Source organism: Gordonia sp. PvP123, assembly GCF_040547295.1.
In the GTDB taxonomy this organism is placed as follows: Bacteria; Actinomycetota; Actinomycetes; order Mycobacteriales; family Mycobacteriaceae; genus Gordonia; species Gordonia terrae.
In genome coordinates, this window is record NZ_JBEPPN010000008.1 from 214,163 (window position 1) to 238,751 (window position 24,589).

General features: G+C 67.8%; 20 protein-coding genes. 6 read left to right on the forward strand and 14 right to left on the reverse strand.

The window, feature by feature from the left end:
* Nucleotide 1: 1 nt before the first annotated feature.
* The 9 genes from ABIC25_RS17650 to ABIC25_RS17690 form a co-directional block, all read right to left on the reverse strand.
* Nucleotides 2-1,279 carry an MFS transporter gene (locus ABIC25_RS17650; protein WP_239403003.1) on the reverse strand — a complete coding sequence of 426 codons (1,278 nt, stop codon included), beginning with the start codon at nt 1,277-1,279 and terminating at the stop codon, nt 2-4.
* A 16-nt stretch (nt 1,280-1,295) separates the two neighbouring features.
* Nucleotides 1,296-1,742, reverse strand: coding sequence for a MarR family winged helix-turn-helix transcriptional regulator (locus ABIC25_RS17655; RefSeq protein ID WP_354562473.1), 447 nt, complete (start codon nt 1,740-1,742; stop codon nt 1,296-1,298).
* Nucleotides 1,743-1,832: 90 nt separating this feature from the next.
* Nucleotides 1,833-2,462 (reverse strand): TetR/AcrR family transcriptional regulator, encoded by a 630-nt coding sequence (locus tag ABIC25_RS17660; RefSeq protein WP_239403002.1) that lies wholly within the window; start codon nt 2,460-2,462, stop codon nt 1,833-1,835.
* Between the two features lie 95 nt (nt 2,463-2,557).
* The gene (locus ABIC25_RS17665) at nt 2,558-4,090 is read right to left on the reverse strand and encodes an acyl-CoA synthetase (RefSeq protein ID WP_354562474.1); all 1,533 of its coding nucleotides are present in this window, start codon (nt 4,088-4,090) and stop codon (nt 2,558-2,560) included.
* 7 nt (nt 4,091-4,097) lie between these two features.
* Nucleotides 4,098-5,225: a DUF5938 domain-containing protein gene (locus tag ABIC25_RS17670; protein WP_165629353.1), complete on the reverse strand. Its 1,128-nt coding sequence runs from the start codon at nt 5,223-5,225 to the stop codon at nt 4,098-4,100.
* 82 nt (nt 5,226-5,307) lie between these two features.
* The gene (locus ABIC25_RS17675) at nt 5,308-6,111 is read right to left on the reverse strand and encodes an SDR family NAD(P)-dependent oxidoreductase (protein ID WP_101820533.1); all 804 of its coding nucleotides are present in this window, start codon (nt 6,109-6,111) and stop codon (nt 5,308-5,310) included.
* Between the two features lie 264 nt (nt 6,112-6,375).
* Entirely contained in the window at nt 6,376-8,466 is a 2,091-nt protein-coding gene (locus tag ABIC25_RS17680; protein WP_239403000.1) for a PhoX family protein, read from the reverse strand.
* Nucleotides 8,467-8,687: 221 nt separating this feature from the next.
* Nucleotides 8,688-10,730 carry a TPM domain-containing protein gene (locus ABIC25_RS17685; RefSeq protein ID WP_354562475.1) on the reverse strand — a complete coding sequence of 681 codons (2,043 nt, stop codon included), beginning with the start codon at nt 10,728-10,730 and terminating at the stop codon, nt 8,688-8,690.
* Between the two features lie 57 nt (nt 10,731-10,787).
* Nucleotides 10,788-11,579, reverse strand: a complete 792-nt coding sequence (locus ABIC25_RS17690; RefSeq protein WP_101820508.1) for an LLM class F420-dependent oxidoreductase — start codon at nt 11,577-11,579, stop codon at nt 10,788-10,790.
* Nucleotides 11,580-11,718: 139 nt separating this feature from the next.
* Here ABIC25_RS17690 and ABIC25_RS17695 point away from each other — a divergent pair, with 139 nt between their 5' ends.
* Complete coding sequence (locus tag ABIC25_RS17695) at nt 11,719-12,363, forward strand: class I SAM-dependent methyltransferase (protein WP_354562477.1); 645 nt, start codon at nt 11,719-11,721, stop codon at nt 12,361-12,363.
* A 122-nt stretch (nt 12,364-12,485) separates the two neighbouring features.
* On the forward strand, nt 12,486-13,739 hold the full coding sequence (locus tag ABIC25_RS17700) for an esterase/lipase family protein (RefSeq protein WP_354562478.1): 1,254 nt from the start codon (nt 12,486-12,488) through the stop codon (nt 13,737-13,739).
* A 31-nt stretch (nt 13,740-13,770) separates the two neighbouring features.
* Here the strand turns inward: ABIC25_RS17700 and ABIC25_RS17705 are convergent, their stop codons facing one another.
* The 3 genes from ABIC25_RS17705 to ilvD form a co-directional block, all read right to left on the reverse strand.
* Nucleotides 13,771-14,037, reverse strand: coding sequence for a lipopolysaccharide assembly protein LapA domain-containing protein (locus ABIC25_RS17705; protein ID WP_354562479.1), 267 nt, complete (start codon nt 14,035-14,037; stop codon nt 13,771-13,773).
* A gap of 89 nt (nt 14,038-14,126) precedes the next feature.
* Nucleotides 14,127-15,068, reverse strand: coding sequence for a manganese catalase family protein (locus tag ABIC25_RS17710; RefSeq protein WP_354562481.1), 942 nt, complete (start codon nt 15,066-15,068; stop codon nt 14,127-14,129).
* A gap of 175 nt (nt 15,069-15,243) precedes the next feature.
* Entirely contained in the window at nt 15,244-16,959 is a 1,716-nt protein-coding gene (gene ilvD / locus ABIC25_RS17715; RefSeq protein WP_239402991.1) for a dihydroxy-acid dehydratase, read from the reverse strand.
* Between the two features lie 347 nt (nt 16,960-17,306).
* Between ilvD and ABIC25_RS17720 the strand changes: the two genes are divergently transcribed.
* From ABIC25_RS17720 to ABIC25_RS17735, 4 genes are all read left to right on the forward strand, one after another.
* A complete protein-coding gene (locus ABIC25_RS17720) occupies nt 17,307-17,594 on the forward strand; it encodes a DUF1490 family protein (protein WP_004021099.1) in 288 nt (95 codons plus the stop codon).
* 87 nt (nt 17,595-17,681) lie between these two features.
* Entirely contained in the window at nt 17,682-19,823 is a 2,142-nt protein-coding gene (locus ABIC25_RS17725; RefSeq protein WP_354562568.1) for a heavy metal translocating P-type ATPase, read from the forward strand.
* On the forward strand, nt 19,816-21,156 hold the full coding sequence (locus tag ABIC25_RS17730) for a carboxylesterase family protein (protein ID WP_354562482.1): 1,341 nt from the start codon (nt 19,816-19,818) through the stop codon (nt 21,154-21,156). Before ABIC25_RS17725 ends, ABIC25_RS17730 begins: the two co-directional genes overlap by 8 nt.
* Nucleotides 21,157-21,312: 156 nt before the next feature.
* The gene (locus tag ABIC25_RS17735) at nt 21,313-21,717 is read left to right on the forward strand and encodes a VOC family protein (RefSeq protein ID WP_354562483.1); all 405 of its coding nucleotides are present in this window, start codon (nt 21,313-21,315) and stop codon (nt 21,715-21,717) included.
* Nucleotides 21,718-21,843: 126 nt separating this feature from the next.
* Here ABIC25_RS17735 and ABIC25_RS17740 read toward each other — a convergent pair whose 3' ends face one another.
* Entirely contained in the window at nt 21,844-22,686 is an 843-nt protein-coding gene (locus tag ABIC25_RS17740) for a class I SAM-dependent methyltransferase (RefSeq protein ID WP_354562484.1), read from the reverse strand.
* A 68-nt stretch (nt 22,687-22,754) separates the two neighbouring features.
* A complete protein-coding gene (locus ABIC25_RS17745; protein WP_435529102.1) occupies nt 22,755-24,512 on the reverse strand; it encodes a CocE/NonD family hydrolase in 1,758 nt (585 codons plus the stop codon).
* Nucleotides 24,513-24,589: the final 77 nt, after the last annotated feature.

Below are 24,589 nucleotides of genomic sequence, written 5' to 3' on the forward strand. Positions count from 1 at the left end.
CTCAGAACTCCTCGGCCCCGATGAGGGCGGCGTCGTCGGCGACCTTGCGGTCGTGGGCGACCTTCGCCAGCGACACCGCGCCGAGGGCGACGACGCAGTACCCGGTGGCGAACCACCACGGAGTCGCCTCCGAGCCGGTCCACTTCGCGAGGTACGCAACGAGGACCGCTGCGATGGCGGCGCCCATCCAGCGCAGGAAGCTGAATCCGGCACTGGAGACCGAACGCGGGGTGTCGCCGCCGACCGCCGACATCGCGACGTCGGTGAAGAGGGTGTTGAGCACGCCGGACGGGAAGCCGGAGAGGATGACGGCCAGCCCGATCAGCCAGACCTGTCCGGTGGCCGTGCCGACCCCGGCGAGCACCATGACCAGCCCGTACGTCGAGATGGCCACCATGACCCCGGCCTTCTCGCCGACGAGCCGCGCCAGGAGCGGTGCCACGAAGACGCCTGCGACCGCGGTGAGCAGACCCCAGCCGAAGAAGACCAGTCCCGCATAGATGGGCCGGAGTCCCATCGCGATGGGTGCCCAGGCGATCACGGTGAACAGTGCGCCCGTGTAGAACGCGGACCCGACGGAGGTGACGAACAGGGTGCGGTTGCGCAGGACCTTGATCGGGTCGACGATCCGCACCCGGACGCGCTCGGATCGCGGGCCGTCGGCGGGGAGCATGACCGCACAGAGAACAGCGCCGGCCAGCATCAGTAGTGCGGTCCCGGCAAACGGTGCGCGCCAGGTCCATTCACCGAGTGTGGCGCCCAGGAGCGGTCCGACCGCGAGGCCGATGCCCAGCGCGGCCTCGTACATCATGATGGCGCTGTTCCGGTTCCCGACCGCCGACTGGACGATGAAAGCCAGTGCGGTGGCGAGGAACAGCGCGTTGCCGAGACCCCAGATCACGCGGTAGGCGATGAGCTGGTCGATGTTGTCGGCGAAGGCCGAGACGCCGGCAGCGACGACGATGAGTCCCAACCCGACGGTGAGCGTGCGCCTCGGCCCGAAACGGTATGCGGCCCAACCGGTCAGCAGCATCGCGACGCACTGGACGCCGACATACACGCCGAACAGGAGCGTGAGCTTCTCCGGCGGGGCGTTCAGCGCCTCGGCGATGCTGTGCAGGATCGGGTCGACGAGGCCGATGCCCATGAAGGCGATGACGGCGGCGAATGCGGTGATCCACACGGCACGCGGTTGCGCTCGTAAGGACGCGAGCATCGACGGCTCGGTCTGAGCCGTGCTCGCGAGGGTGTCGCTCGGGGTGTGTTCGGTGACGGTCATGGGGTCCTTTGCCAGATCAGGCGGAATGGTTGTCGAGTCGGTCGCGCAGCGCCTGCAGGGCGGGACCCGCGGCGGCGATGGCGTCGCGCTGCTCATCGGTGAGCTCGGCGAGCGCACCCGTGAGGATGACGTCCCGCTCCTTGCGGATCTGCTTCACCAAGGCGTGTCCGTGATCGGTGAGGCCGACGAGGACGGCGCGACGGTCGGTCGGATCGGGGCTGCGGTCGACCAGCTCGTGTTTCGTGAGTCCGTCGATCACCGACGTCGCTGTCGGCATGCGGATGGATTCGCGGTCGGCGAATTCACCCATGCGCATCGACCCGTGGTCGGCGAGAACACTCAGGGCTGAGGTCTGCGCGGCGGTCAGCTCGACCGACGGTGCGCGTCGGCGAAGTGCCAGGTACAGCCTGGTGATCGTCGGCCGCAGGGTCTGGGCGAGCTGCGCGGGTTCGGAAGCGGACACGTTTAGAGAGTCTAATACTTAGGACTTCGAAGTATTAGGGCAGGGGGTTGTGATGCTGCGCACGAACGCGCGAACGGAGTGGTCAGACGGTCAGAGGTGCCCCACGACGTCGAAGAAGGCGATGAGGTCGAGTCGGGCGTTTGCAACGCCCTCCGGCCTGCCGTCGATCTCGCTGAGCAGACCGCGCTGGAAGATGCCGTCGAGTGCGATGTACGCGACTGCGGGTGTCACCACGGGTGTTGTTCCCGACAACTCGCAGTACCGCTCGACCACGCGCCAGATCATCTCTTCGCGCCGGCTCTCGATCTCGATGACGTCGGAGCGGAACGAGTCGTCGAACATGCTCTGGTTGCGCAGGTCGTACCAGAGTCGGTGGATGGAGGCCTCGGAGTGCATGCCGGCGAAGAACGTGTCGGCGAACTCGTCGCGCAGGTGCGCGGCATCGGTGGCGTTGGCGACGGCCTCGTCGTAGCGGGTCACGCAGACGGCTTCGTACTGCCGGACCGCGTGGGCGATGAGGTCGAGTTTGTCGGTGAAGTAGTAGTGCAGCACCCCGTGCGAGTACTCGGAGTTCTGGGCGATCTCCCGCAGGCTCGTGCGTGCGTAACCCAGTTCGGCAAGCGTCGTCAGAGTTGCCATGGCGAGCTCGTCACGCTTCGCCTGGAACTTGTCGCGCGAGCGGGCCTCGATACGGGCCTGCCGGTCGACGACCTGCGTCATCTCGCCGTCCTTGCTGGAGAAATCGTTGGAGTTACGAGGCCTCAGTGTACCCACCCCGCCGGACTTGACACTCGTCCAGTCCGGCGGGCTGAGCGTCACCGGCCGAACGCGCCGCGAACCTCCGTCTTCAGGATCTTGCCGACTTTCGACCGCGGCAGCTCGGTCCAGATCTCGATCTCCTTCGGGGCCTTGACGCTGCCGATCCGTTCCTTCACGAACACGATCAGGTCAGCGGCGTCGACCTGCTGCCCGGCGCGCAATTCGACGGCGGCCGTCACCCGTTCGCCCCACTTGGGATCGGGTAGACCGATCACCGCCGAGTCTTTGACCGCCGGGTGCGCGAGGAGCGCCTGCTCGACCTCGGCCGAGTAGACGTTGAAGCCGCCCGTGATGATCATGTCCTTGGCGCGGTCGACGACGAAGAGGTAGCCGGAGTCGTCGAGGTAGCCGATGTCTCCGGTGTGATGCCAGCCGTGTGCACTGACCTCGGCGGTGGCCGCGGGGTTCTGGTGGTAACCGTCCATGACCAGCGGACCGCGGACGACGATCTCGCCTCGTTCCCCGCGACCCAGCAGCGTTCCGTCGTCGCTCATGATCGCCACCGTGGTCAGCGGTGTCGGCCGGCCGGCCGAGCTGAACCGCTCGGTCGCCATCGAGCCGTCGTCGTGGAAGTGCTCCGCCGGCGCCAGGGTCGCGATCATGTTGGGTGCCTCGGTCTGTCCGAACAGCTGGCCCAGAACCGGACCGATCCGCGTCAGCGCCTCCTCGAGGCGGGTCGGCGACATCGGGGCTGCGCCGTACCAGAGACATCGCAGCGAGGTCAGGTCCCGACTGTCGAGATCAGGATGGTCGAGCACCCCGTAGATCACTGTCGGCGGCAGGAACGCGTGGGTGATGCGGTGCTGCTCGATCAGCGCCAGGAACTCGCCGATGTCGGGTGCCGGCATGATCACGACCTCGCCGCCGAGGCTGAGGATGGGAAACGTCAGCACCCCCGCCGAGTGGGTCAGTGGGGCCAGCGCGAGGTAGCGCGGCCGGTCGCCGAAGGGGTAGCTCATCAGCGCCAGCGCGGTCGAGGTCATCATGTTGTCCTCGGTCAGTCGCACCCCCTTCGGACGCCCGGTCGTTCCGCCGGTACCGGCCAGCATGCACAGGCCGCCGTCGGGTCGTCGGCTCTCGTCCGGCTCCGCGCGGTGCGCGTCGAGCCAGGAGTCGAAGGAGGTCGCCCACGCGACGTCGCCGTCCAGGCACACGAGCCGATCCAATTGAGGTAGCTGATCTTTGATCTTCTCGACCAACCCGGCGAACTTCGCCTGGAAGAACAGCAGCCGACACCCGAAGAGGTCGAACAGCTGCCGGTTCTCGTCGGCCTCGTTTCGGGGATTGACCGGGCACCACACCGCGCCGGCGCGCGAGATACCGAAGACGCACGTCAATGCCAGCGGGTCGTTCGACGACAGGACGGCGACCCGATCGCCCGCCTCGATCCCGTTGTGTTGCAACGCTCCCGCGATCGCGGACGAACGGTCCTGAACCTCGCCGTAGGTCGCGGTGACGCCGCCGGTGGTGAGGCAGGGCGCATCGCGTCCCATCGAGGCGCCCTTGTCGAGGTACTCCGAGAGTCGCACGCCGACCTCAGCGGTGAACGGAGACGATCGGGTCCAGCACCAGACCGAAAGCCCGCAGTGTACCGAGCAATTCGCGGTGCCCGAAGGCCTGGCAGCTGGACACGAAGCCGACGCGGCGGGGACGTGCCTGCAGCAGTTCGTTGGCGGCATGCGCGTTGAGGAGCGCAGTCTGCTTGTAGTTGGAGTTGCCGTGGATCACACAGTGCGCCCGACCCAGAGGTCCCGACGCGTACACCGAGTCGAGCGAGGTGTTCAGGCGCGGATTCTCCCGCGGCGGCATCTCGCTGCGGATGGCGGCCGACTGCTCGTCGATGATGCGATACTTCTCCTCCTCGGACTTGCCCTCCATCTGTTCGAGCGCAGCCGCAACGAGGACCGGAACGCCCTGCATCAGCGGACGATTGAACACGCCACCGAGCGCCTTGGCGGTGGCCACGCGCGGATCGTTCTTGAACCACACCGGGTGTGACGTTCCGCCCCAGGGCAGCGCGAGCCCGAGATCGTGCTGGCCGGGCACGCTCACGGTGTACAGACCTTCGTCCGCGGGCCACTCGACGTACTCGTTCTCCTCGAGGTAGTACGCCTTCGCGAACGCGGCATTCGTGAGGATCGTGTTGGTCGACGCGACCGTCGGGTGGCCCTTCCAGAACACCTGGATGTCGAGGGTGTCCAGTCCCGGGTTCTCCAGACAGATGTTCGCCGCGATCTCGCCGATCGAGTACATCTGAGCCAGCCCAGGGGTCAACACCAGTTCGCGCGAGGCGAATTCGGCACCGTACCGGGCCTCGGCGTCGATCATCCAGTTCTGCTCACCGTTGGTGTCGGTGTAATGGGCCCCGATCTCCAGGCAGGCCTGGACGACCTCGTGACCGTAGCGGGCGAACGGTCCGACCGTGTTCAGTACGACGTCGGCGCCGCGGAACGCCTCGGTGAGTGCCTCGACCGTGTGCTCGACCTCGACGATGTCGTAGGCGACGGTGTCGATGCCGGGCACCGCCTCGACCGCGCTCTTCAGCCGGGCATGGTCGCGACCCGCCGCCAGGAACGGGATGTTGTACTCGCGCAGATATTCGCAGATCAGCCGACCGGTGTAACCGGACGCTCCGTAGACGACGACGCGCTTGTCAGTGGGCATGGTGGGACTCCTCGTGTCTGGAAACGGTTTTGGTTCGGATGTTCGTGGAAAGCGTTGTGACGTGCGGGGTTCGATGAGCTTGCTACATCCCCATCCCGCCGTCGACCGGCAGGCCGGCGCCGGTGATGAACTTCGCGGCGTCGGAGACGAGGAAGACCACGGCGTCGGCCATGTCGTCGACCTGGCCGAGCCGGCCCAGGGGAGTCAGCTCCGCGACGGCCTGTGCAGCCGCCTCCGGCGACTCGAACAGACCCAGCGCGGCGGTCTCGACGGCGAGCTTGTTGCCCATCGCGGTCGGGGTGAGCGCGGGATAGATCGAGTTGACGCGGACGCCGTACCCCAGCTTGCCCGACTCCGCGGCCGCGACGCGGGTGAGGCGATCGATCCCCGATTTCGTCGCGGAGTAGACGCTGATCCCCGGGAAAGCGATTGTCGCAGCGACGGATGCGATGTTCACGACTGCGCCGCCCTTGCCCGCGAGACCGCCGGGACGCATGGCGCGGAACGCGTGCTTGATGCCGAGGGCCGTACCCAAGACGTTGACGTCCAGCATCTTCGACGCCTCTCCGGCATCGAGGTCGACCAGGAGGTTCGTCACCTCGATGCCGGCGTTGTTCACGACGATGTCGAGACCTCCCAGGGCCTCGACGGTCGACGCCACCGCCGCCTCCCAGGCCGAGTCGTCGGTGACGTCGAGAGCGACAAATTCGGCTTTCGCGCCTTGCGCGCGTAGGGATTCGACGGTCTGCCGACCGCCGTCGGCGTTCACGTCGCCGATCGCGACGGAGGCACCCGCAGCGGCAAGAGCCTCGGCCATTCCGGCCCCGAGACCCTGCGCGCCGCCGGTGACCAGCGCGGTTCGTCCGGTCAGGTCATAACTCGTCATCGTTGACACCTCCAGTAGGAACCGCCGCGAGCCGTCAGCGCCGGCGGAGAGCGAAACACAGTCGATGCGATCTGTGTCGCACGCCACACTAAGTCGAAAGCTTGACAGTCGTCAAGAAAAAACTTGACGACTGTCACGAACCCCCGGCGCGTCGGGTCGGGTCGTGCCGATGAAGGTGAGCAGTCGAGCGATCCCGGCAGACGACGGCGCCCCCGAACTCACCCGGATGGAGAGTTCAGGGGCGCCGCGATCGGGAAGCCGTGATCAGACGCCGATCTCGGCGCCACCGTCCCGCCACACGGCGACGACGGCGGGTCGCGGCTGGGAGTCACCGCCATCGGGCCAGTGCGACGCCGGGTTGTCGGCGGAGTGGTCGTCGAGCTCGCCCGGGTGCTGGACGGCGATGAGGACGCGATCGGTGTCGATGATCGGGCCGCAGGTCTCACCGCCCTTGGGCACGGTGAGGAACTGCTTGGTCTCGCCGCGCCGCTCGCCGTCGAGCGCAACCGCGAACAGGCCGTCGTTGCTGTCGAGCGCGTTGCCGTCGGTCGAGATCCACAGGTTTCCGTGCGGATCGAAGGCGACGTTGTCGGGGCAGGAGATGGCGCTGACCTTGGTCTTGTCGAAGCCGCCGTAGTACGTGTCGGCGGCGCCGGGATCACCGCACACCAGCAGGAGTTCCCAGGTGAACTCGGTACCGGTGTGGTCGTCGGTCATCTCCAGAACCTGGCCGTTCTTGTTCTCGTTGCGGGGATTCACGGCGTCGGCGGCGGCCTTCCCGTCGGTGCCTCGGTCGTCGTTGTTCGTCAGTGCGCAGTACACCTTGCCGGTCTTCGGGTTCGGCTCGATGTCCTCGGGCCGGTCCATCTTGGTCGCGCCGACGGTGTCGGCGGCCTGACGGGTGAAGACCGCCACCTCAGCGGGTGACATCCCCGAGACGTAGGAGCGTGCCGAACCGTCGGCGTTGACCGTCAACAGCGGTTTCCACGATCCCTTGCCCGCGAATTTCCCTGAGGCGGGCGGAGTGCCGGAGCCGTCGACCGGATCGGGGGAGTCGCCGGTGAAGGTGGCGACGTAGAGCGTGCCCTCGTCGAGGATGCCCATGTTGTGCTCACGCGCGGTCTTCGACAGTCCGGACTTCATCTTCCGGCTCGACACGAACTTGTAGATGTACTCGAAACGCTCGTCGTCGCCGCTGTACGCGACGACGGTGCCCTTGTCCGGGCCGCTGCCGACCACGTAGATGTTCGCCGACTCGTGCTTGAACCGGCCCATCGAACTGTGCTTGACCGGAACGGCATTCGGATCATGCGGGTCGACCTCGACGATGTAGCCGAAGCGATTGCCCTCGTTCGGCTCGACAGCCAGGTCGAAGCGCTTGTCGAACCGTCCCCAGTGGTGCTCGTCCCCGTCGTCCTCGAAGGAGTAGCGTTCGAGTCGCTCCGCCGCCTTGGGTTCGGTGATCGTGCTCGGGTTGGCGAAGTAGTTGTTGAAGTTCTCCTCGCCGGAGAGCATGGTGCCCCACGGGGTCAGTCCGCCGGAGCAGTTCGCGAAGGTCCCCAGGACGGTCGTCCCGGCCGGGTCGGCTGCGGTCTTGACGAACTCGCTGCCCGCGGCAGGACCCGTCAGGCGGAACGGGCTGGACGCGGTGAGCCGCCGGTTACGCGGACCCACAACGGGTTTGAGTGCACCACTCCCGGATTGCGAGGTGACCTCGACGATCGCGATGCCGACCGACGCCATCGCGATCCTGGCCTGCTGCTCGGTGGGTTCGCCGTCGATGTACCCGGTGAACATGAACGGTTCGGTCGGATACTCGAGGTTGGCGACCAGGTAGTGATGGTCGGCGACCCCGTCGACCGGGATGAGCCCGGCGAAGTCGTTGTTGAACCCGAACTGCCCGGCCTGCGCCTCCGGGGTCTGGTTGGCGAAGTCGAACTCGGGTGCGCCGGGCAGAATCGGGTCGCCCCACCTGATCACGACCTCCTGGCGATATCCGTCCGGGATCACCACGGCGTCCTCGGTGTTCGGCGCCACGGCATCGAACTTCATGCCGGGCAGTGCATCTCCGGACGGGGTGCCGCTCGACGACGCCGGGTCGGACGAACCGGAATCCCCGCACGCCGCGAGGAGGGATGTTGCGCCGACGGCCACGGCGGCGCCGGCCGAGGTCTTCAGGACGCTGCGACGCGACACCGCTGTCCGGACGACGTCCCGGAAGTAGGTGTTGTCGCTCGAGTTGCCCGGATCGTGCCGGCAGGCGTCGCCGCACTTGTAGCGGCAGGTCACGTAGGCGCGAGACGAGCGCCCGGCATCCTCACCGGTGGACATGAACAGCTGCAACGGAATACGCACACGGGCTCCTCTGAAAGCATGGTCGCGCCACGGGGCCGGCGCACGACGAGGAGCACGTTAGGAGGGCGAAGCGAACCGATGGCTACCCGATTGTGAACGGCAACCCAACACCCCTGTTGGTTCCACGTGGAACATCGCGGCTTTTGATTCGGCCCGCTCGCTGCGCTCCCGGCGCCGGTGTTCTGATTCGGCCCGCTCGCTTCGCTCCCGGCGCCGGCGATTCAGAAGCGACCGCCGGTGCCGATCCGGCCCGAGGACCCGGAGCCGCCGAACGATCCCGGACTGCGGCCACCGCTGCCGAAGCCGCCTCCCCCGAAGCCGCCGCCGAAGCCGCCGCCGAATCCCCCTCCGCGACCGCCGATCGTGCCGCGCAGGAAACTGTCGACGAGGATGCCGCCGAGGACCGCGCCGGCGGTGGACGCGCCGGTCGGGTGCCGCTGCTGCGACTGTTGCCAGCTGACCACGTCACCCTGGGCGGCCATCAAGGACTGATCGGCGAGCGAACCGGCACGACGCGCCGTCTCCGTCGCCGCGGGTGGATCGGTGGCAGCAAGGTCCGTGGCGGACTGGAGGAGGCGTTGCGCTTCGGCGAGCCGGGTGCGAGCGGTGGACTGGATGGCACCGCGGCGGGTGCCGATGAAATCCGCGGCCGCGGTCACCTTCGCGCCGGCCGACTCGAGTGCGGCCGTGAGGACCTGCGCGCGGCGGATGCGTTCGGCAGCGGCATCGCGAGCGGCCGCGAGCGCGTCGTCGAGGTCGGCGTCGGCGTCGACCAGCGCGGTGAAGGTGCCCAGGGGGTCGGCGTCGAAGTTGCCGCGCGCGCCGGCAACCGCCGTGCGCGCGGTCTTGATCGCGCTCACCAGTGACGGTCCACCGGCCTCCGCCAGGGCGTCCGCCTCGGCGAGCTCCTCCTCGACCTCGGCGATGAGCGCAGGCATCCGGGAGCGGGCGGCGGCGATGTTTGCATCCGCGTGGTCGATGGCGTCGAGGAGCACGGTCGCCTGCTCGATCGAACCCTCCGCCGATCGGATCGCGGCAACCGCCGGGCCCTGCTGACCCACCGGCGCGGCGATCGCGGCGCGGCCCTGGTCCGCGGTGGCCTCGGCGAAGTCGATCTGGGACCGGGCGAGATCGACATTGTCGAGAACGGAGGTCAGGGTGGCTTCGCCGTGCTTGCCGATGAGGTCGGTGAGCTGCTGGGACGCCGATTCCAGCCGGGCGCGGAGGCCGATCAACTGCTGGGTGATCGAATCGAACCTCGAGTCCGCGTTGATGAGCAGATTGCGCATCGCGTCGAAGTTCTCGACCTGATCGTCGAGCACGCCGTCGATCTCGGTGCTCGTGGTGATGATCTGCACCAGGATCGAGCGGCGCTCGTCGTCGGTCTCGGGGACGTTGTCGTCGAGCCGTTGCCGCAATGCGAACGCCCGTGCCAGAGCCTCCTCGGCCCGTCGTACGGTGTCCGTGAACGGCGCGGTCTCGACCTCCCCGAACTCGCCCACCGCAAGCTGTAGCTCTTCCTTGCTGGTCCGGATCGCGTTGTCCAGGTCGGTGAGCACTTCGCGTGACCACGGGTCGAGCACCTCGACGGGCTGGGCGGCCAACTGGTCCACGGTCAGTTCCTGCTCACGCAGGGTCTCGACGCTTTCGGAGATCCGACGTTGCCTCCGTCGTCGTGAGTAGAGGTAGGCGCCGCCGCCGCCGAGCACGATCACCCCGCCGACGACCCCGGCCGCGATCACGCCGGTGTGGCTCGGCTCGAGCGCTCCGGACAGCCCGTTGACCGCCGCGAGCCCGGCACCCGCCCAGTTGCCGTCGCGCAGCTGCGGGACGACGTCGTCGTTGGCCACCTCTTCGAGCGTGGACTGATCCAGGCCGCCGACGCTGTCGGGGGCGAACAACCGGTACGCCCGGTCCTCGGTCGCGACGGCGAGCAGGGCGTCGTGATCACCCAACTCACTGGCGACGGCGGTCTGATCGGCCCACTGTTCGCTGGTGAGGCCGTCGAAGTCGCGGACATACACGATCCACATCTGGACCGCGTGGTCGTTGTAGAGCGCGTCGATCGCCGCCTCGAGCTCGGTGCGCTGTTCCGGTGTGATCGCGTCGGCGGAGTCGACGACGTAGGTGGGCAGCCGGGTCGGCGGTTCGGCCGACGCCGCGCCGGGTGATGCCAGGGCCACGATCAAGCCCAGCAATCCCACCAGCGCGGCCGCCGAGGCCACGCGTGTCAGCAGTTCCCGAAGTGCCGGCACTCGATGCATGATCACAAACCTAGCCGTGCGGACGTGCGGTGTCGTCGACGCCGCACGCTACGCGGGTCAGTTCCGCGAGTCGCGCCAGCGGCAGAGCGCCTCGAGTGCGGTGAGGTCGTAGTCGGGGCCGGTGACGCCGACGGTCAGCAAGGTGACGCCCTCGTCGGCGAGCGCGTCCGCGTCGCGCAGGAGGGCGTCGGTGTCCCCGTCGAACTGGACACCCGAGGACCGTTCGATGGTCTCGGGGTCGCGCCCCACGGCGGCGCAGTGGTCGGCCAGCACCTTGGCCTTGTGCCGGTACTGCTCGACGTCGTTGAAACCGTGCCAGACGTCGCCGTGCTCGGCGATGTAGCGCAGGGTCTTCTTCTCGCCGCTGCCGCCGATCAGGATCGGGATGTCGCGGGTGGGAGCCGGATTGAGCTTGGCCAGACGCGATTTGATCCTCGGCAGCGCCGCGCCGAAATCGTTCAGACGGGACCCGACGGTGCCGAAGTCGTATCCGTACTCGTCGTAGTCCTTCTCGAACCAGCCGGCTCCGACGCCCAGGATCAGGCGGCCGCCACTGATGTGGTCGACCGTGCGGGCCATGTCGGCGAGCAATTCCGGATTGCGGTAGGAGTTGCAGGTCACGAGCGCGCCGATCTCCACGCGGGAGGTCTGCTCGGCCCACGCGCCGAGCATCGTCCAACACTCGAAGTGTTCGCCCTCCGGGGCGCCGTACAGCGGATAGAAGTGATCCCAGTTGAACGCGACGTCGACACCCGTGTCCTCGGCGCGGCGGACCGCGTCACGGATCAGCGAGTACTCGGGTGCGTGCTGGGGCTGGAGTTGGACACCGATGCGAATGGGGAAGGCCATGTCGACCAGTCTGCCCGCTGTCGGCAGGTTCGTCGACGGACGTGACGGGAGACCCGGGTCGACCCGGACCCCGGGTCGATTCTTGCCGCATCGGCAACCGTTCTGGCGACCCGCGATCTCGCATGCCACAGTCGAGGGCATGGCCACCGACGACAGCAGCCCCGACACCATGACCCAGCCCGCGAAGCCCCACGATCCGGGATCTGCCGAGGGTTGGGATGCGCGCTACCGCGGCGCGGATCGGCTCTGGACGTCCGACGTCAACCCCGCACTCGTCGCCGAGGTGTCCGACCTCGACCCGAGCACCGCACTCGACGTCGGGTCGGGCGAGGGCGCCGACGCCCGGTGGCTGGCCGACCGTGGATGGCAGGTCACGGCCCTGGACATCTCGCAGGTCGCGGTCGACCGGGCCCGCGAGATCGACCCGCGACCGTCCATCACCTGGCTGCGTGCCGACGTGATCGCCGATGACGTGCCCGCCGCCGACGTCGGTCTCGTGACGGCGCACTACTTCCCGATCCCGAAGGAGAACATCGACGCCGCACGCCGATTGGTCGAGGCCGTCGGACCCGGCGGGTCCCTGCTGGTGGTCGCGCACGCCCCCGAGGGCGTGCGGGCGCACGGCTTCGACCCAGACGCCTACGTGCAGCCCGGCGACTTCGTGGATCTGCTCGGAGAGGACTGGGAGGTCGTGACCGATGAGACGCGGGAGCGTGGGCGGGCGGCAGGAGGCGGTCACCACACGCACGACGTGGTGTTCCGGGCCCGACGCCGTACAGCCTGAGATCGGAGTTGCGGTGTGGGTCCGATAGCCGGGCGAAACCCGCAACCTGATCGGGCAGCGCCGGCTGGAGGGGTGCGCTGCGATCGCACCACGAATTCAGTGCACATCTGTACACTCGGGGCATGACCGCCACGACCACGCGTGAGGCCGAGCTGCGGGCGCTCACCGACCTCGGGCTCTACGAAGCCGGCGCCGCGGCGCGCGGAGTCGGATCCATGCACCGCGTCATCGCCGGTGGTGTCTTCCGGATGCTCCGGCCGGTGTTGGGAAGCTCGGTCGACTCGGCGCGCATGGTGCACGACGCCATCAGCGAGGGCGCCTACAACTCGATCGCCGCGGCGCTCGACGCCGGTCGGTCGGCGGCCGAATACGCGCCGTGGTCTGAGGGTCGCGCACCGTCGCAGACCCACCGCGGTGCAGTGCTGCTCGGCATCCTCAACGGACTCATCGGCGACGAGCTGGAGACCGCGGGCTCACCCCTGACCACCGACATGTCGATCCGCGTCGGCGGTCGCCCGGTGGCACTCGACGCAGAGTCGCTCTACGACGGTTTCCCTGATGCGGGTGGGCACGTCGTCGTATTCCTGCACGGACTCATGGAGTCCGAGTTCGCATGGGCACTCGGTGACCAACCGACGTACGGTGAGCGACTGACCGGCGACCTCGGCGCCACCGAGGTCCAGGTCCGCTACAACACCGGGCGTCATATCAGCGAGAACGGTCGTGCCCTCGCCGATCTGCTCGACGCCCTCGTGCTGCTCTGGCCGACCCCGGTGACGCGGTTGACCCTCATCGGCCACTCGATGGGTGGGCTCGTCGTCCGAAGTGCTTGTCACACAGCCGATCAGCGCGGTGATTACTGGACGGGCCTGGTGTCGGAGACCGTGTGCCTGGGCACCCCGCATCTCGGCGCGCCACTGGCCCGCGGTGTCCATCTCGCGACGAACGCACTGCGCCGGACGCCGGTCACGCGTCCGATCGGCTCACTCCTGCGACGACGCAGCGCGGGCGTGCGAGATCTGTTCCACGGCAGCCTGACCGACGACGACTGGGTGGGTCACGACCCGGACGCGTGGTCGCAACCGCCGGGGGCCGACGTCCCGCTGCTCGACGGCGCTCGGCATCTTTTCGTCACGGCGACGATCACCCGCGACCCCGACAATCCGTTGGGCCGCCTGCTCGGTGACGGTCTGGTACTCGCGCCGAGCGGCCGCGGCCAGCACACGCGAGCCCGTCGTGGGCTGAAGTTCCAGGAGGGCTTCCACATCGGCGGCGCACACCATTTCACCTTGTTGAACAGCGACGCGATCTACGACTGGCTCCTCGGCCACCTCACCCCGCGGAAGGCATTGCCGGCCGGCCGGTCGTCGTCGTAGACACGAGTACCTCGGAAGGACGGCGGTCCGCTCAGTGTGTTCGGCGCTGACGATATCGGCCGCGGGCGGCAAGCACTCCGACGATCCAGCCCACGACGAAGACCACGGCCAGGATGAACCAGAGGGGCGACTCGACGCTCACCCAGAACAGCTCGATGCGCACGGTGGTCCGGTTCTGAATGATGAAGACCACCGCGAGGATTGTCAGGCCGAGCGCTATCCACTGCGGCAGCGACACCTTCGACAATGGGGAACGGGTGCCGGATACCGGCTTGGGGGCGCCTCGGTCTTTGGCCATGGTGAGACTCTAGGAGCATCCGTCGGCGGTCACCCGGGATCCCGTTGCGATTTGTCCCGGAAACCGGGACAAATCGCAACCTGACATGGTTACTTCTTGGGGTCGTCGGCGGCCGCGATCTCGACCTCAGCGGTCGCTTGGATCAGCGCCAGGAGATCTTTGTCCAGTCCGGGCGCGAACTCTTCGCGTCGTTCGGGGGCGATGGTCATGGGGAATCCCTCGGGCATGATCGCGGTGCTCAGTTCGGTTCCGTCATTGCTGGGGGACGCGCCGCGGTACAGCTTCGCCGCGTCGCTCTGGTCGTCGGCACTGAAGGTGTACTGGACACTCTGCAGCCCCTGGTCGACGAGCTTCTTGACCTCGGGGAACCGCTCGGCGTTGGTCTTCGGGATGGGCAGGATCGATCCCCAGTTGACCCCGAGGCTCTCCAGTGCCTTCGCGAAGGCGTTCTCGTGCGCCTGATCCCGGACGATCAGATAGGCGATCGTGGAACGAGCTGTCTTGTTGTCGGTCATCTCGTAGATCCGACATTTCTGCAGTCGCCCGGTGGATTCGAGCATCAGGTTGTAGAGCAGGTCGAGAACGAGGTTCCCGCTGTTGTACACATACGACCCCGACCACGGATTTCCGGCGGCGTCGACCGGCAGCGCACCCTGTGCACCGACGAGGTAATGGTGGATGTTGCTGGTGTCCAAGGCGATCTTGAGGGGAGTGGCTCCCTTGGCGCCCGGCTTGTCGACCGGATCGGTCTTCTTGCCGCTGTACTCCGGCGATCCGTCGAGCAGGCGGGAGATGGTGGTGCCGATGAGTTCGACGTGGCTGATCTCTTCGGTTCCCACCCCCTGAAGCAGATCCCGGTACGGCTTGGACGCCGGATCACCGCGGAAGTTCATGGACTGGAACAGATACTGCATCATCGTGCGCATCTCGCCGAACTGCCCGCCCAGCCCCTCCTGCAAGGCGTTGGCGGCGGCCGGATCGGGCTCGTCGACGGCGATCTCGTTGATCAGTTGCTGAGTGTATAGGTACACGGATTACTCCTCGAGTTCGTGTGGACGCGGATCAACAGAGGCCGCACTTCTGGAGCAACTGGTGTACGTCGAGCCATACCCGTGGGGCCACCACACAAACACGCGGTGCCGGCTCAGACCTGTCCGAGGGTTACCCGGGTTCGGACCGGCGAGCCGACAGCGATCGACGCCGCGGTCAGCGGCAGACCGCCCCCTGCGATGCCGAGGTGACGAGCTTCGAGTACTTCGCCAACACGCCGCGCGTGTAGCGCGGCGGCAGGGGAGTGAAATCCTCTGCGCGTGATGCGAGTTCGGCGTCATCGACCAAAAGGTCGAGAAGGCCGCGGCCGACGTCGAGTCGGATCCGGTCGCCATCGCGGACCAGCGCGATCGGGCCGCCGTCGACGGCTTCCGGCGCGACGTGTCCGACGCACAGGCCGGTGGTGCCGCCCGAGAATCGCCCGTCGGTCATCAGCAGCACGTCCTTGCCCAGGCCCGCGCCCTTGATCGCGCCGGTGATCGCGAGCATCTCGCGCATGCCCGGACCGCCCTTGGGGCCTTCGTACCGGATGACGACGACGTCGCCCGCGGTGATCGTGCCGTCTTCCAGTGCATCCATCGCGGCGCGTTCGCGATCGAAAACCCGTGCCGTGCCCTCGAATACGTCCGAGTCGAAGCCGGCCGACTTCACCACCGCACCTTCGGGGGCCAGTGATCCCTTGAGGATGGTGATGCCGCCGGTGGGATGGATGGGGGACTTCGTGGCCCGCAAGACCTGGCCGTCCGGATCCGGCGGTGCGATGTGCGCCAGGTTCTCCGCGACCGTCGAACCGGTCACCGTCAGACAGTCGCCGTGCAGCAGCCCCGCGTCGAGGAGCGCCTTCATCACCACCGGCACACCGCCGATGCGGTCGACATCGGTCATCACGTGCCGACCGAAGGGCTTGACGTCGGCGAGGTGCGGAACGCGGCTGCCCACGCTGATGAAGTCGTCGAGCGACAGTTCGACCTCGGCTTCGCTGGCGATGGCGAGAAGATGCAGCACCGCGTTCGTCGATCCGCCGAACGCCATCACGACGGCGATGGCGTTCTCGAAGGCCTCGCGGGTCATGATGTCGCGCGCGGTGATACCGCGACGCAGCATCTCGACGACGGCGATCCCGCTCTGACGCGCGAACTGGTCGCGGCGCTTGTCGGGGGCCGGGGGAGCGGCGCTGCCGGGGATGGACATCCCGAGCGCCTCGGCGGCGCTGGCCATCGTGTTGGCGGTGTACATGCCGCCGCACGCGCCCTCACCCGGACAGATGGCGCGTTCGATGGTGTCCACGTCCTCGCGGCTCATCAGTCCGCGCGAGCACGCGCCCACGGCCTCGAACGCGTCGATGATCGTGACCTGACGCTCCTTGCCGTCGGACAACGTCGCATAACCGGGCAGTGTCGACCCGGCGTAGAGGAAGACCGACGCGAGATCGAGGCGAGCGGCTGCCATGAGCATGCCGGGCAACGACTTGTCGCATCCGGCGAGCAGGACCGAGCCGTCGAGCCGCTCGGCGCTCATCACGGTTTCCACGCTGTCGGCGATCACCTCGCGGGAGACCAGCGAGAAGTGCATGCCCTCGTGCCCCATCGAGATGCCGTCGGAGACCGAGATGGTGCCGAATTCGAGCGGATATCCGCCACCTTCGTGCACGCCGTCCTTCACAGCCTTGGCCAGCCGGTCGAGCGACAGATTGCACGGCGTGATCTCGTTCCACGACGACCCCACCCCGATCTGCGGTTTCACCCAGTCGTCGTCGCCCATCCCCACCGCGCGGAGCATGCCGCGGGCAGCGGTCTTCTCCAAGCCGTCCGTGACGTCGCGACTACGGGGCTTGATGTCGATCTCGGCGTCCGGTTCGGTTCGCTTGGTCATGAGGGCAAGAGTAGTGGTGATCGTTCGAACGCGGTCGGAGTCCGCACCGGAACGGACGGATGGTTGCGGAGTCTTTTGCTCCGTTCCGATACTCACTGAGATGGTCACGGCAGGTGCGAGAATCAACTGCGCGGCCGATGGCGGCATCGGCAGCAACGGGCGCACGCGGCGGTCGGGCGTGCACATCGAATTGGCGGCCGGCTCTCGAACCGGGCTTAGCTCACGTATCGATAAGTGAATGTGCATGTCTTGCAACCATTTCCTTCATGCAGGCGAGCGTCGGTGCACGCATGTAGCGTGGTGTCCGGTAACCACGTGCGCTGCACATCGGATAGCGAGGACTCCACATGGCCCTTCATGCATTGCTCGCCAAGGCCGGCGCGACGGTCGCGACGGGATTCGTCGGCGCCGTTGCCTACGACGCCGTCCGCAGCGTCGCCCGGCGCGCTCCGCTGCGTGAAGGCGCGGTCGTCGCCACCACGTGGGGTATCCGCGGAACCCGTAAGGCCGAAGAGGTCGCCGAGTCGATGCGGCTCAACACCGCCGACATCGTCGCCGAGGCGAAGGAACGCCTGGGCGAGGAGTCGACCCCGCCGGGAACAGCGGTCGCGCACGACCACGATCACGATCACTGAGTCGTGAGCACGTCTGCGCCGACGTACTCGCCGGAGTTGCCACCGATCGACATCCTCGTCGAGTCGTCGGCGGCGGGACGGGTCCGCATGACGGTCCCGTGGCTGCGGATTCCCGATCGGGCCGCGGCGGACCGTCGTGCCGTGGCCGTCGAGGAGAGTGTCGCCCGGGTGGCGGGCGTGCGGGCCGTGCACGCCTATCCGCGGACGGCCTCGGTCGTCGTGTGGTTCCGAGCCGACACCGACCCGGAAGCCATCGATCACGCGATCGCGGCGGCCACGCACGCAGACTTCGCCAATGTGCCCGATCGCGCGCCGCATTCGGCTGACGTCACCAACGCCGACCTGTTGCGGATGGGCATCGGCGCCGGGGCACTGGTCCTGCTCGGGTTTCGTCGCTACGGTTTCCGGCGTCCGCCGCTGCTCGGTCCGGCATCCCGCACCGTCGCCACCGGTGTCACGATCTTCTCTGGTTACCCGTTCCTCCGGGGTGCGCTTCGGTCACTGCGCGGGGGCCGGGCCGGTACCGATGCGTTGGTCTCGGCGGCCACGATCGCGAGCCTGCTGCTTCGTGAGAACGTGGTCGCGCTCACAGTGCTGTGGCTGCTCAACATCGGCGAATTCCTCCAGGACCTCACCTTGCGCCGCACCCGCCGCGCCATCACCGACCTGCTTCGCGGCACCCAGGACATCGCGTGGGTGCGCCTCGCCGACGGCACCGAGGTGCAGGTGGCCATCGACGCCCTTCACGTCGGCGATGCGGTGATCGTGCACGAGCAGGTCGCCGTCGCGGTCGACGGCGTGGTCGTCGACGGCGAGGCGGTCGTCGACCAATCGGCGCTCACCGGCGAGAACCTTCCGGTGACCAAGCACGTCGGTGATCGCGTACAGGCGGGCTCGGTGGTGCTCACCGGCCGCGTCGTGATCGAGGCCGACGCCGTCGGGGACGACACGTCGATCGGTCGCATCATCAGCCGGGTCGAGGAAGCACAGCGCGACCGCGCTCCCATCCAGACGGTCGGGGAGAACTTCTCCCGACGCTTCGTACCCGCGTCGTTCGCGTTGTCGGCGCTGACCCTGCTGGCGACGCGCGATCTCCGTCGAGCGATGACGATGCTGCTCATCGCGTGCCCGTGTGCCGTGGGACTGTCCACCCCGACCGCCATCAGCGGGGCCATCGGGAACGGTGCCCGCCGCGGCATCCTGATCAAGGGCGGATCGCACCTGGAGATCTCGGGGCGGATCTCGGCGGTCGTCTTCGACAAGACGGGCACGCTGACCGTCGGCCGTCCGGTCGTGACGAACGTGGTGTCCTTCTCCGACGCCTGGCAGCCCGAACAGATCCTCGCGTATGCCGCCAGCTCCGAGATCCATTCGCGTCATCCGCTTGCCGAAGCGGTCATCCGCTCCACGGAGGAGCGTCGGATCGAGATCCCGACGCACGCCGAGTGCGAGGTCATCGTCGGACTCGGCATGCGCACCCGCGCTGACGACGGGCGCGTGCTCCTGCTCGGCAACCCGTCGCTTCTCGACCGGCACGGCGTCGCCATCTCCGATGCCGCCATCGACTGGGTGGATCGACTGCGGCATGCGAGCGAGACCCCGCTCCTGCTCGCCGTCGACGGCACCCTGGTCGGGTTGGTGAGCCTGTCCGACGAGCTGCGTCCCGAGGCGCGCGAGGTCCTCGACGCGCTGCGCGCCGATGGAGTCACCGAGATCGCCATGCTCACCGGCGATCACCCGGTCACCGCCGCGACCATCGCGGCAGAGCTCGGCATCGAGCGGTGGGCCGCCGAGGTCACGCCCGACGACAAACTCGCGGTCGTGCGTGAACTGCAGGCGCTCGGTCACGTGGTCGCCGTGGTGGGTGACGGCGTCAACGACGCACCCGCACTGGCCGCTGCGGACATCGGCATCGCCATGGGCCTGGCGGGTACGGACGTCGCGGTCGAGACCGCGGATGTCGCACTGGCCGGTGACGATCTGCGCAAGTTGCTCGACATCCGCGATCTGGGCACGCACACGGTGGAGGTGATCCGCCAGAACTACGGGATGTCGATCGCCGTCAACGCGCTGGGGCTGGTGATCGGTGCCGGCGGCGCACTGTCCCCGGTACTGGCCGCAGTGTTGCACAACGCGTCGTCGGTTGCGGTGGTGCTCAACAGTTCTCGACTCATCCGCTACCAGGTCGAGGCGACCCCACGCCGCACCGAGGAGTCCCACCGTGCCTGACCTACCGCTGACCAGCCCGACCGTCGAGTGTCCCGCGGGGACGATCATTGCTCGTGTGGACGGAGACGTCCTGCGCGCCACCGGTATCCGCTACGCGCACGCGGCGCGCTTCGAAGCGCCGTCGACGCAGCCGCCCGCTGACGAGCCGATCGACGCGACGTCGTGGTCGCCGGCCTGTCCCCAGCGCGACGGTGAGGGAATCGTCCACAGCACCTTCGGCGACGCCGCACTCGGCGAGATGGTCGGCGACGAGCATGCGCAATATGTCTCGGTCACCGCGCCCGCCGACCGTCGCCCCGACGAGGTGCTTCCGGTGATGGTCTGGATCCACGGTGGGTCGTACATCATCGGCGCCGCGGACGCGCCGTGCCACGATCCGGCGGCGCTGGTGGCCGAGCAGCGGGTCATCGTCGTATCGGTGACCTACCGCCTGGGGTTGTTCGGATTCCTCGGGGACGGTGTCAGTCGCCCGGCGAATCTCGGCCTGCTCGACATGATCGAGGCCCTGCGCTGGGTTCAGCGCAACATCGCATCGTTCGGCGGCGATCCCGACACCGTCACCGTCTTCGGCGAGTCGGCGGGCGGAGACGCGATCGCACAGCTGATGGCGGCCGACGGTGTGTCGGGTCTGTTCCACCGCGCCATCGTGCAGAGTGCACCGCTCGGCATCACCCGCCGGCGCGAGCGGCTGCATGCGGACATGTTCGCCGCGTCGCACCAGGTGTCGGAGTCGGCGACCGTCGACGAGGTCCTGGCCCTCCAGGAATCGATGATGGGCCTCAAAGCGGTGCTGCAGCACGGCCTTCCCGCGTTCATGTCCTTCGGTCCCCAGTACGGCCACCATCCGTTGCCGCCCGAGGGCGAGGTGGACGCGGTGTGGGAGCAGCGCGCCCGCGACGTCGAGCTCCTGATCGGGTGGAACAGCCGCGAGGCCGCGTTCTTCACCGCCGCGATCGGTGGGGTGTCGTCGCTGCCTGCGATCCCCGTGGTCGGCACCCGGTTGTACGAGTGCCTCGTCCAGCAACTCACCCGCGCCATCTACACGTCGGCCGCCGATCGCTTCGCGCGGCGTCACCGACGGGCCGGTGGAAAGGCCGCCCAGTACGTCATCGATTGGGGCGCAGCCGATCACCCACTGCGCTCAGGGCACACGGTGGACATCCCGCTGCTGTTCGGGACCCCGGAGATCTGGACCGGCGCCCCGATCCTGGCCGGCCACGACGCCGAACGGGCCGCAGCGGACGGCAGCCGGCTGCGCCAGATCTGGGCCGACTTCGCGCGGGACGGGTGGACCGCGCCGTCGGATGTCCCCGGCCTCATCCGCTTTCCCTGATCCGCGGCGACCCGTCGAGGGCCCCAGGCTTGTCCTGCCCCGTGACGAAACCGTATCCGCACCATCGTCGAGTCGCCGATGAGTTCTCGACGCTGCACCTGTCTACCGTTCTGACCGTCCCACCTCGGGGCGCCGCCTCAACGAAACGGAGATCCGATGTCCCGCATGCTGTTCGTCAACACCACCGCCACCGATATCCCGGCCACGCGGGAGTTCTGGACCGGTCTCGGGTTCGCGTTCAACGACGACTTCTGTGATGACACCACGCTGTGCCTGGTCGTCAACGAATCGTCATTCATGATGATCATGACCCCGGACAAGTTCCAGGGCTTCATCACCGGCGGGATCAGCGACACTGCGACCGAACGCGAAGTCCTGATGGCGATCTCGGCTGAGTCGCGGGACGCCGTCGACACTCTGGTGGACAAGGCGCTTGCAACCGGTGGCAGTCCGTGGCAGGACACGCAGGACCACGGGTGGATGTACGGGCGGAGCTTCCGCGACCTCGACGGTCACGCATGGGAGGTCTCCTACATGGACCTCGCGGCCATGACGGAGTGACACGATCTGCGGTTGAGCCGGCCCTACCCCCGCTGGTTGCGCCGTGTCGCCTTCTGCTGGTTGAGCTGGCGCCGACGCTGCTCGGCCAGCGGGGGGGGCAGGCGGCAGGAACGGTGCGCGTCGAGATCAGTTTTCGGGGCGCCGGCCGACCCCGATCAGCGTGTCGCAGTCGACTTCGGTGATGCCCTCGTCGACCAAACGCTGCAGGAAGCCGGCCCGCACGTCGGCGATGGCGTCGGCGTCCATACCTGTCAGCGCACCCCTCAACCCGCTGCCCAGGACCATCGACCACGAGAACTCGTCGGTGCGCGGAATGCGCAACTCCAGAACGGATGCTGAAGCCTCCACGGCACCAATTGATTCCAACCACGCTGTGATCTTCTCCTCGGTGTCGATGCGCGTGATCGGGTGCGGCGGACCATCCGACGGTGCGCGCGGCCCCGGTGGCGGAGGCGTCTTGGTCACCCGCGCAACCTCGTCGAAGTAGGCCCCGGTGAAGTCATAGAGGGCGTCGTCGTGCCAGACCGCGACCGCGATCCGCCCACCCGGGCGCAGGAGCGTCAGGAGATCGCGCACGGCCGCGTCCATGTCCGGGAGGAAGAAGACCCCGAAACCGCAGGTGAGAATGTCGTACCCACCGGTGTCATCACCTCGACCGGCGAGGGTCGTCACATCCTCGACCCGGAAATCGATGTTGCGCAGTCCCGCCGCAAAGGCGCTGATCCGCCCGCGGTCGACCAGGTCCGCGGCGAAATCGACTGCTGTGACGTGTCCGTCGGGGCCGACCACGCGCGCCGCGGCCAGTGCGCTCGCTCCGGTGCCGGAACAGACGTCGAGTACCCGGTCGCCCAGGGCGGTCCGCCCCCGCGCGACCAACGTCTCGCCGGCCGGGCCCCAGACAAGTGGCGTCACCAGATCGAAGTCGGAACTGGCCGAGTTGAAGGTCTCGGCGATGCTGGGTCGGGCCATGTCGTCAGCGTAGCCGTGTTGAGAACGATTTCCGATAAAGTGGTCGACGTCTCACGCCGCATGTCGTGTCAGTGCGCGGGCCGGACCGCCGTCACCGGTACCAGCAGTCGTGATGGCGTATCGCCACCCCAATGGACCGTGGTCCGTCCGCGCGATCCGCGTTCGTACGCTGCGGGTGCGTTCCCGGTCAGCGGATTTCGCGGCCACAACCACCGTCCCGCGACAACGAGTCGCAGTTGATCGCCTCGGCGGAACAGGGTGGCGGACGGGCCGAGCGGAATGTCGACCGGCACGACCTCACCGGCGGCGAGTGGGCGCCTCTGCTCGTAGGTGGGGACAGGCGCGGTGGGTGTCGACAGCCCGGGGTCGAGGTCCCGCATCGAGGCTCGCATCCAGCCGGTGGTCACTCGGTCGCGGCCGAACCCGTACGAACCCTCGAACGGGACATACTCTGCGCCGCGCCACTTCTCGATGCCGACGTACAGGTCGACATCGTCCGCGCCGTCGACGGAGACGAACAGGCGTAGAGTTGCCGATCCGCAGATCTCGGTGTCGGCATCGAACGTGATTCCGAACCGCACTCCGGTCTTCACCGGATCGAAGAAGACCGAACCGGCCTCGGGCGCATCGGGTGTGAGTCCGGAGTTGCCGAGGTGCAGCGATGTCCACTGCGTCGAGGCCGGTGGCCACTGGGACTCGTCGCGGACCTCGACCACCGAGTCCCGGCTGTCACGGACCTCGAGCCGGACGGTCGGCAACGCAGGCGCCGTGTCATCTGCGCGTAGATGTCGTGCCAGGAAGTCGATCTGGGATCGCTGCGCCTCGTCGGAGTAGAAAGTGGCCCATTTGCCGCTGCGGTGGGTGTACAGGTGTCGTTCGGTGGAGCTGATGTTCTCGAAGGCGCGCATCGATCCGCGGCTGTGGAGATTGTTGTCGGAGAAGCTTCCGCAGATCAGTGCCGGTACCTCGATGGCGGCCAGGTCGGGTACGAGAGAACGCCAGTAGTCGTCGCGGGTGGGATGTTCGGCGGACTCGGCGCCGATGTCGTAGGCCAGGCGGTTGCTCTTCACGCCCCGGCTCCACATCTTGACGAAGCCCGTCTCACGAATTCCACCGGGACGCAACAGATCCCGGTACGCATCGGAGAAACCCTCCCAGGGGACGATGGCGACCAGATGAGGGGGCCGGGTCGCCGCCGCCTTCCACTGCGTGATCGCGAGATACGAGACCCCCATCATCGCCACCCGGCCGGTGCTCCACGGCTGGATGCCGGCCCATTCGATGAGGTCGTGGACGTCCTCGCCCTCCTGGTCGGCGAAGGGGCGGCCGACGCCGTCGGAATGACCGCAGCCACGCAGGTCCGCGTTCACCACCGCATATCCCTGCGCGGTCCAGAACGCGGGATCCGGTGACTCCCAACTGGTCAGCGCAGAGAAGCGCACCGGCGCGGTCTGCCGGAGGGCGCGGTACTGGAACGGCAACGTGTAACCCCTGCCGAACCGCTTCCTCGTCGGGACATTGTCCTTGCCGTACGGGTGGGCGCAGAGGACGACCGGAAACGGCCCATCGCCGACGGGGCGGTGGACGTTGGCCCGCAGCACTGTTCCGTCTCGTGTGCCGACCTCGACATCCCGCTCGACCACCAGGGACTGCGCATCGGGCTCGATGACCTCGACCGGCGGCCGGGCGATTCCACGCAGCCGCGTGAGTGCGTAGCGCCCGGCGCCCGGGCGGCGCCACGGTCTGTCGGGTGCCGCGGCGTCGGCCGGCTGCGGGGCTGCCCCGGCGAACGGTGTACCGGCGCTGTCCCGCGCTGTCTCTGATATGGGATACCTCGGAGGTGGTCGTTGCGGAAGATTGTCTCACCATACGGTGAAACTCTGACGAGGGGCAAGAGAAATTT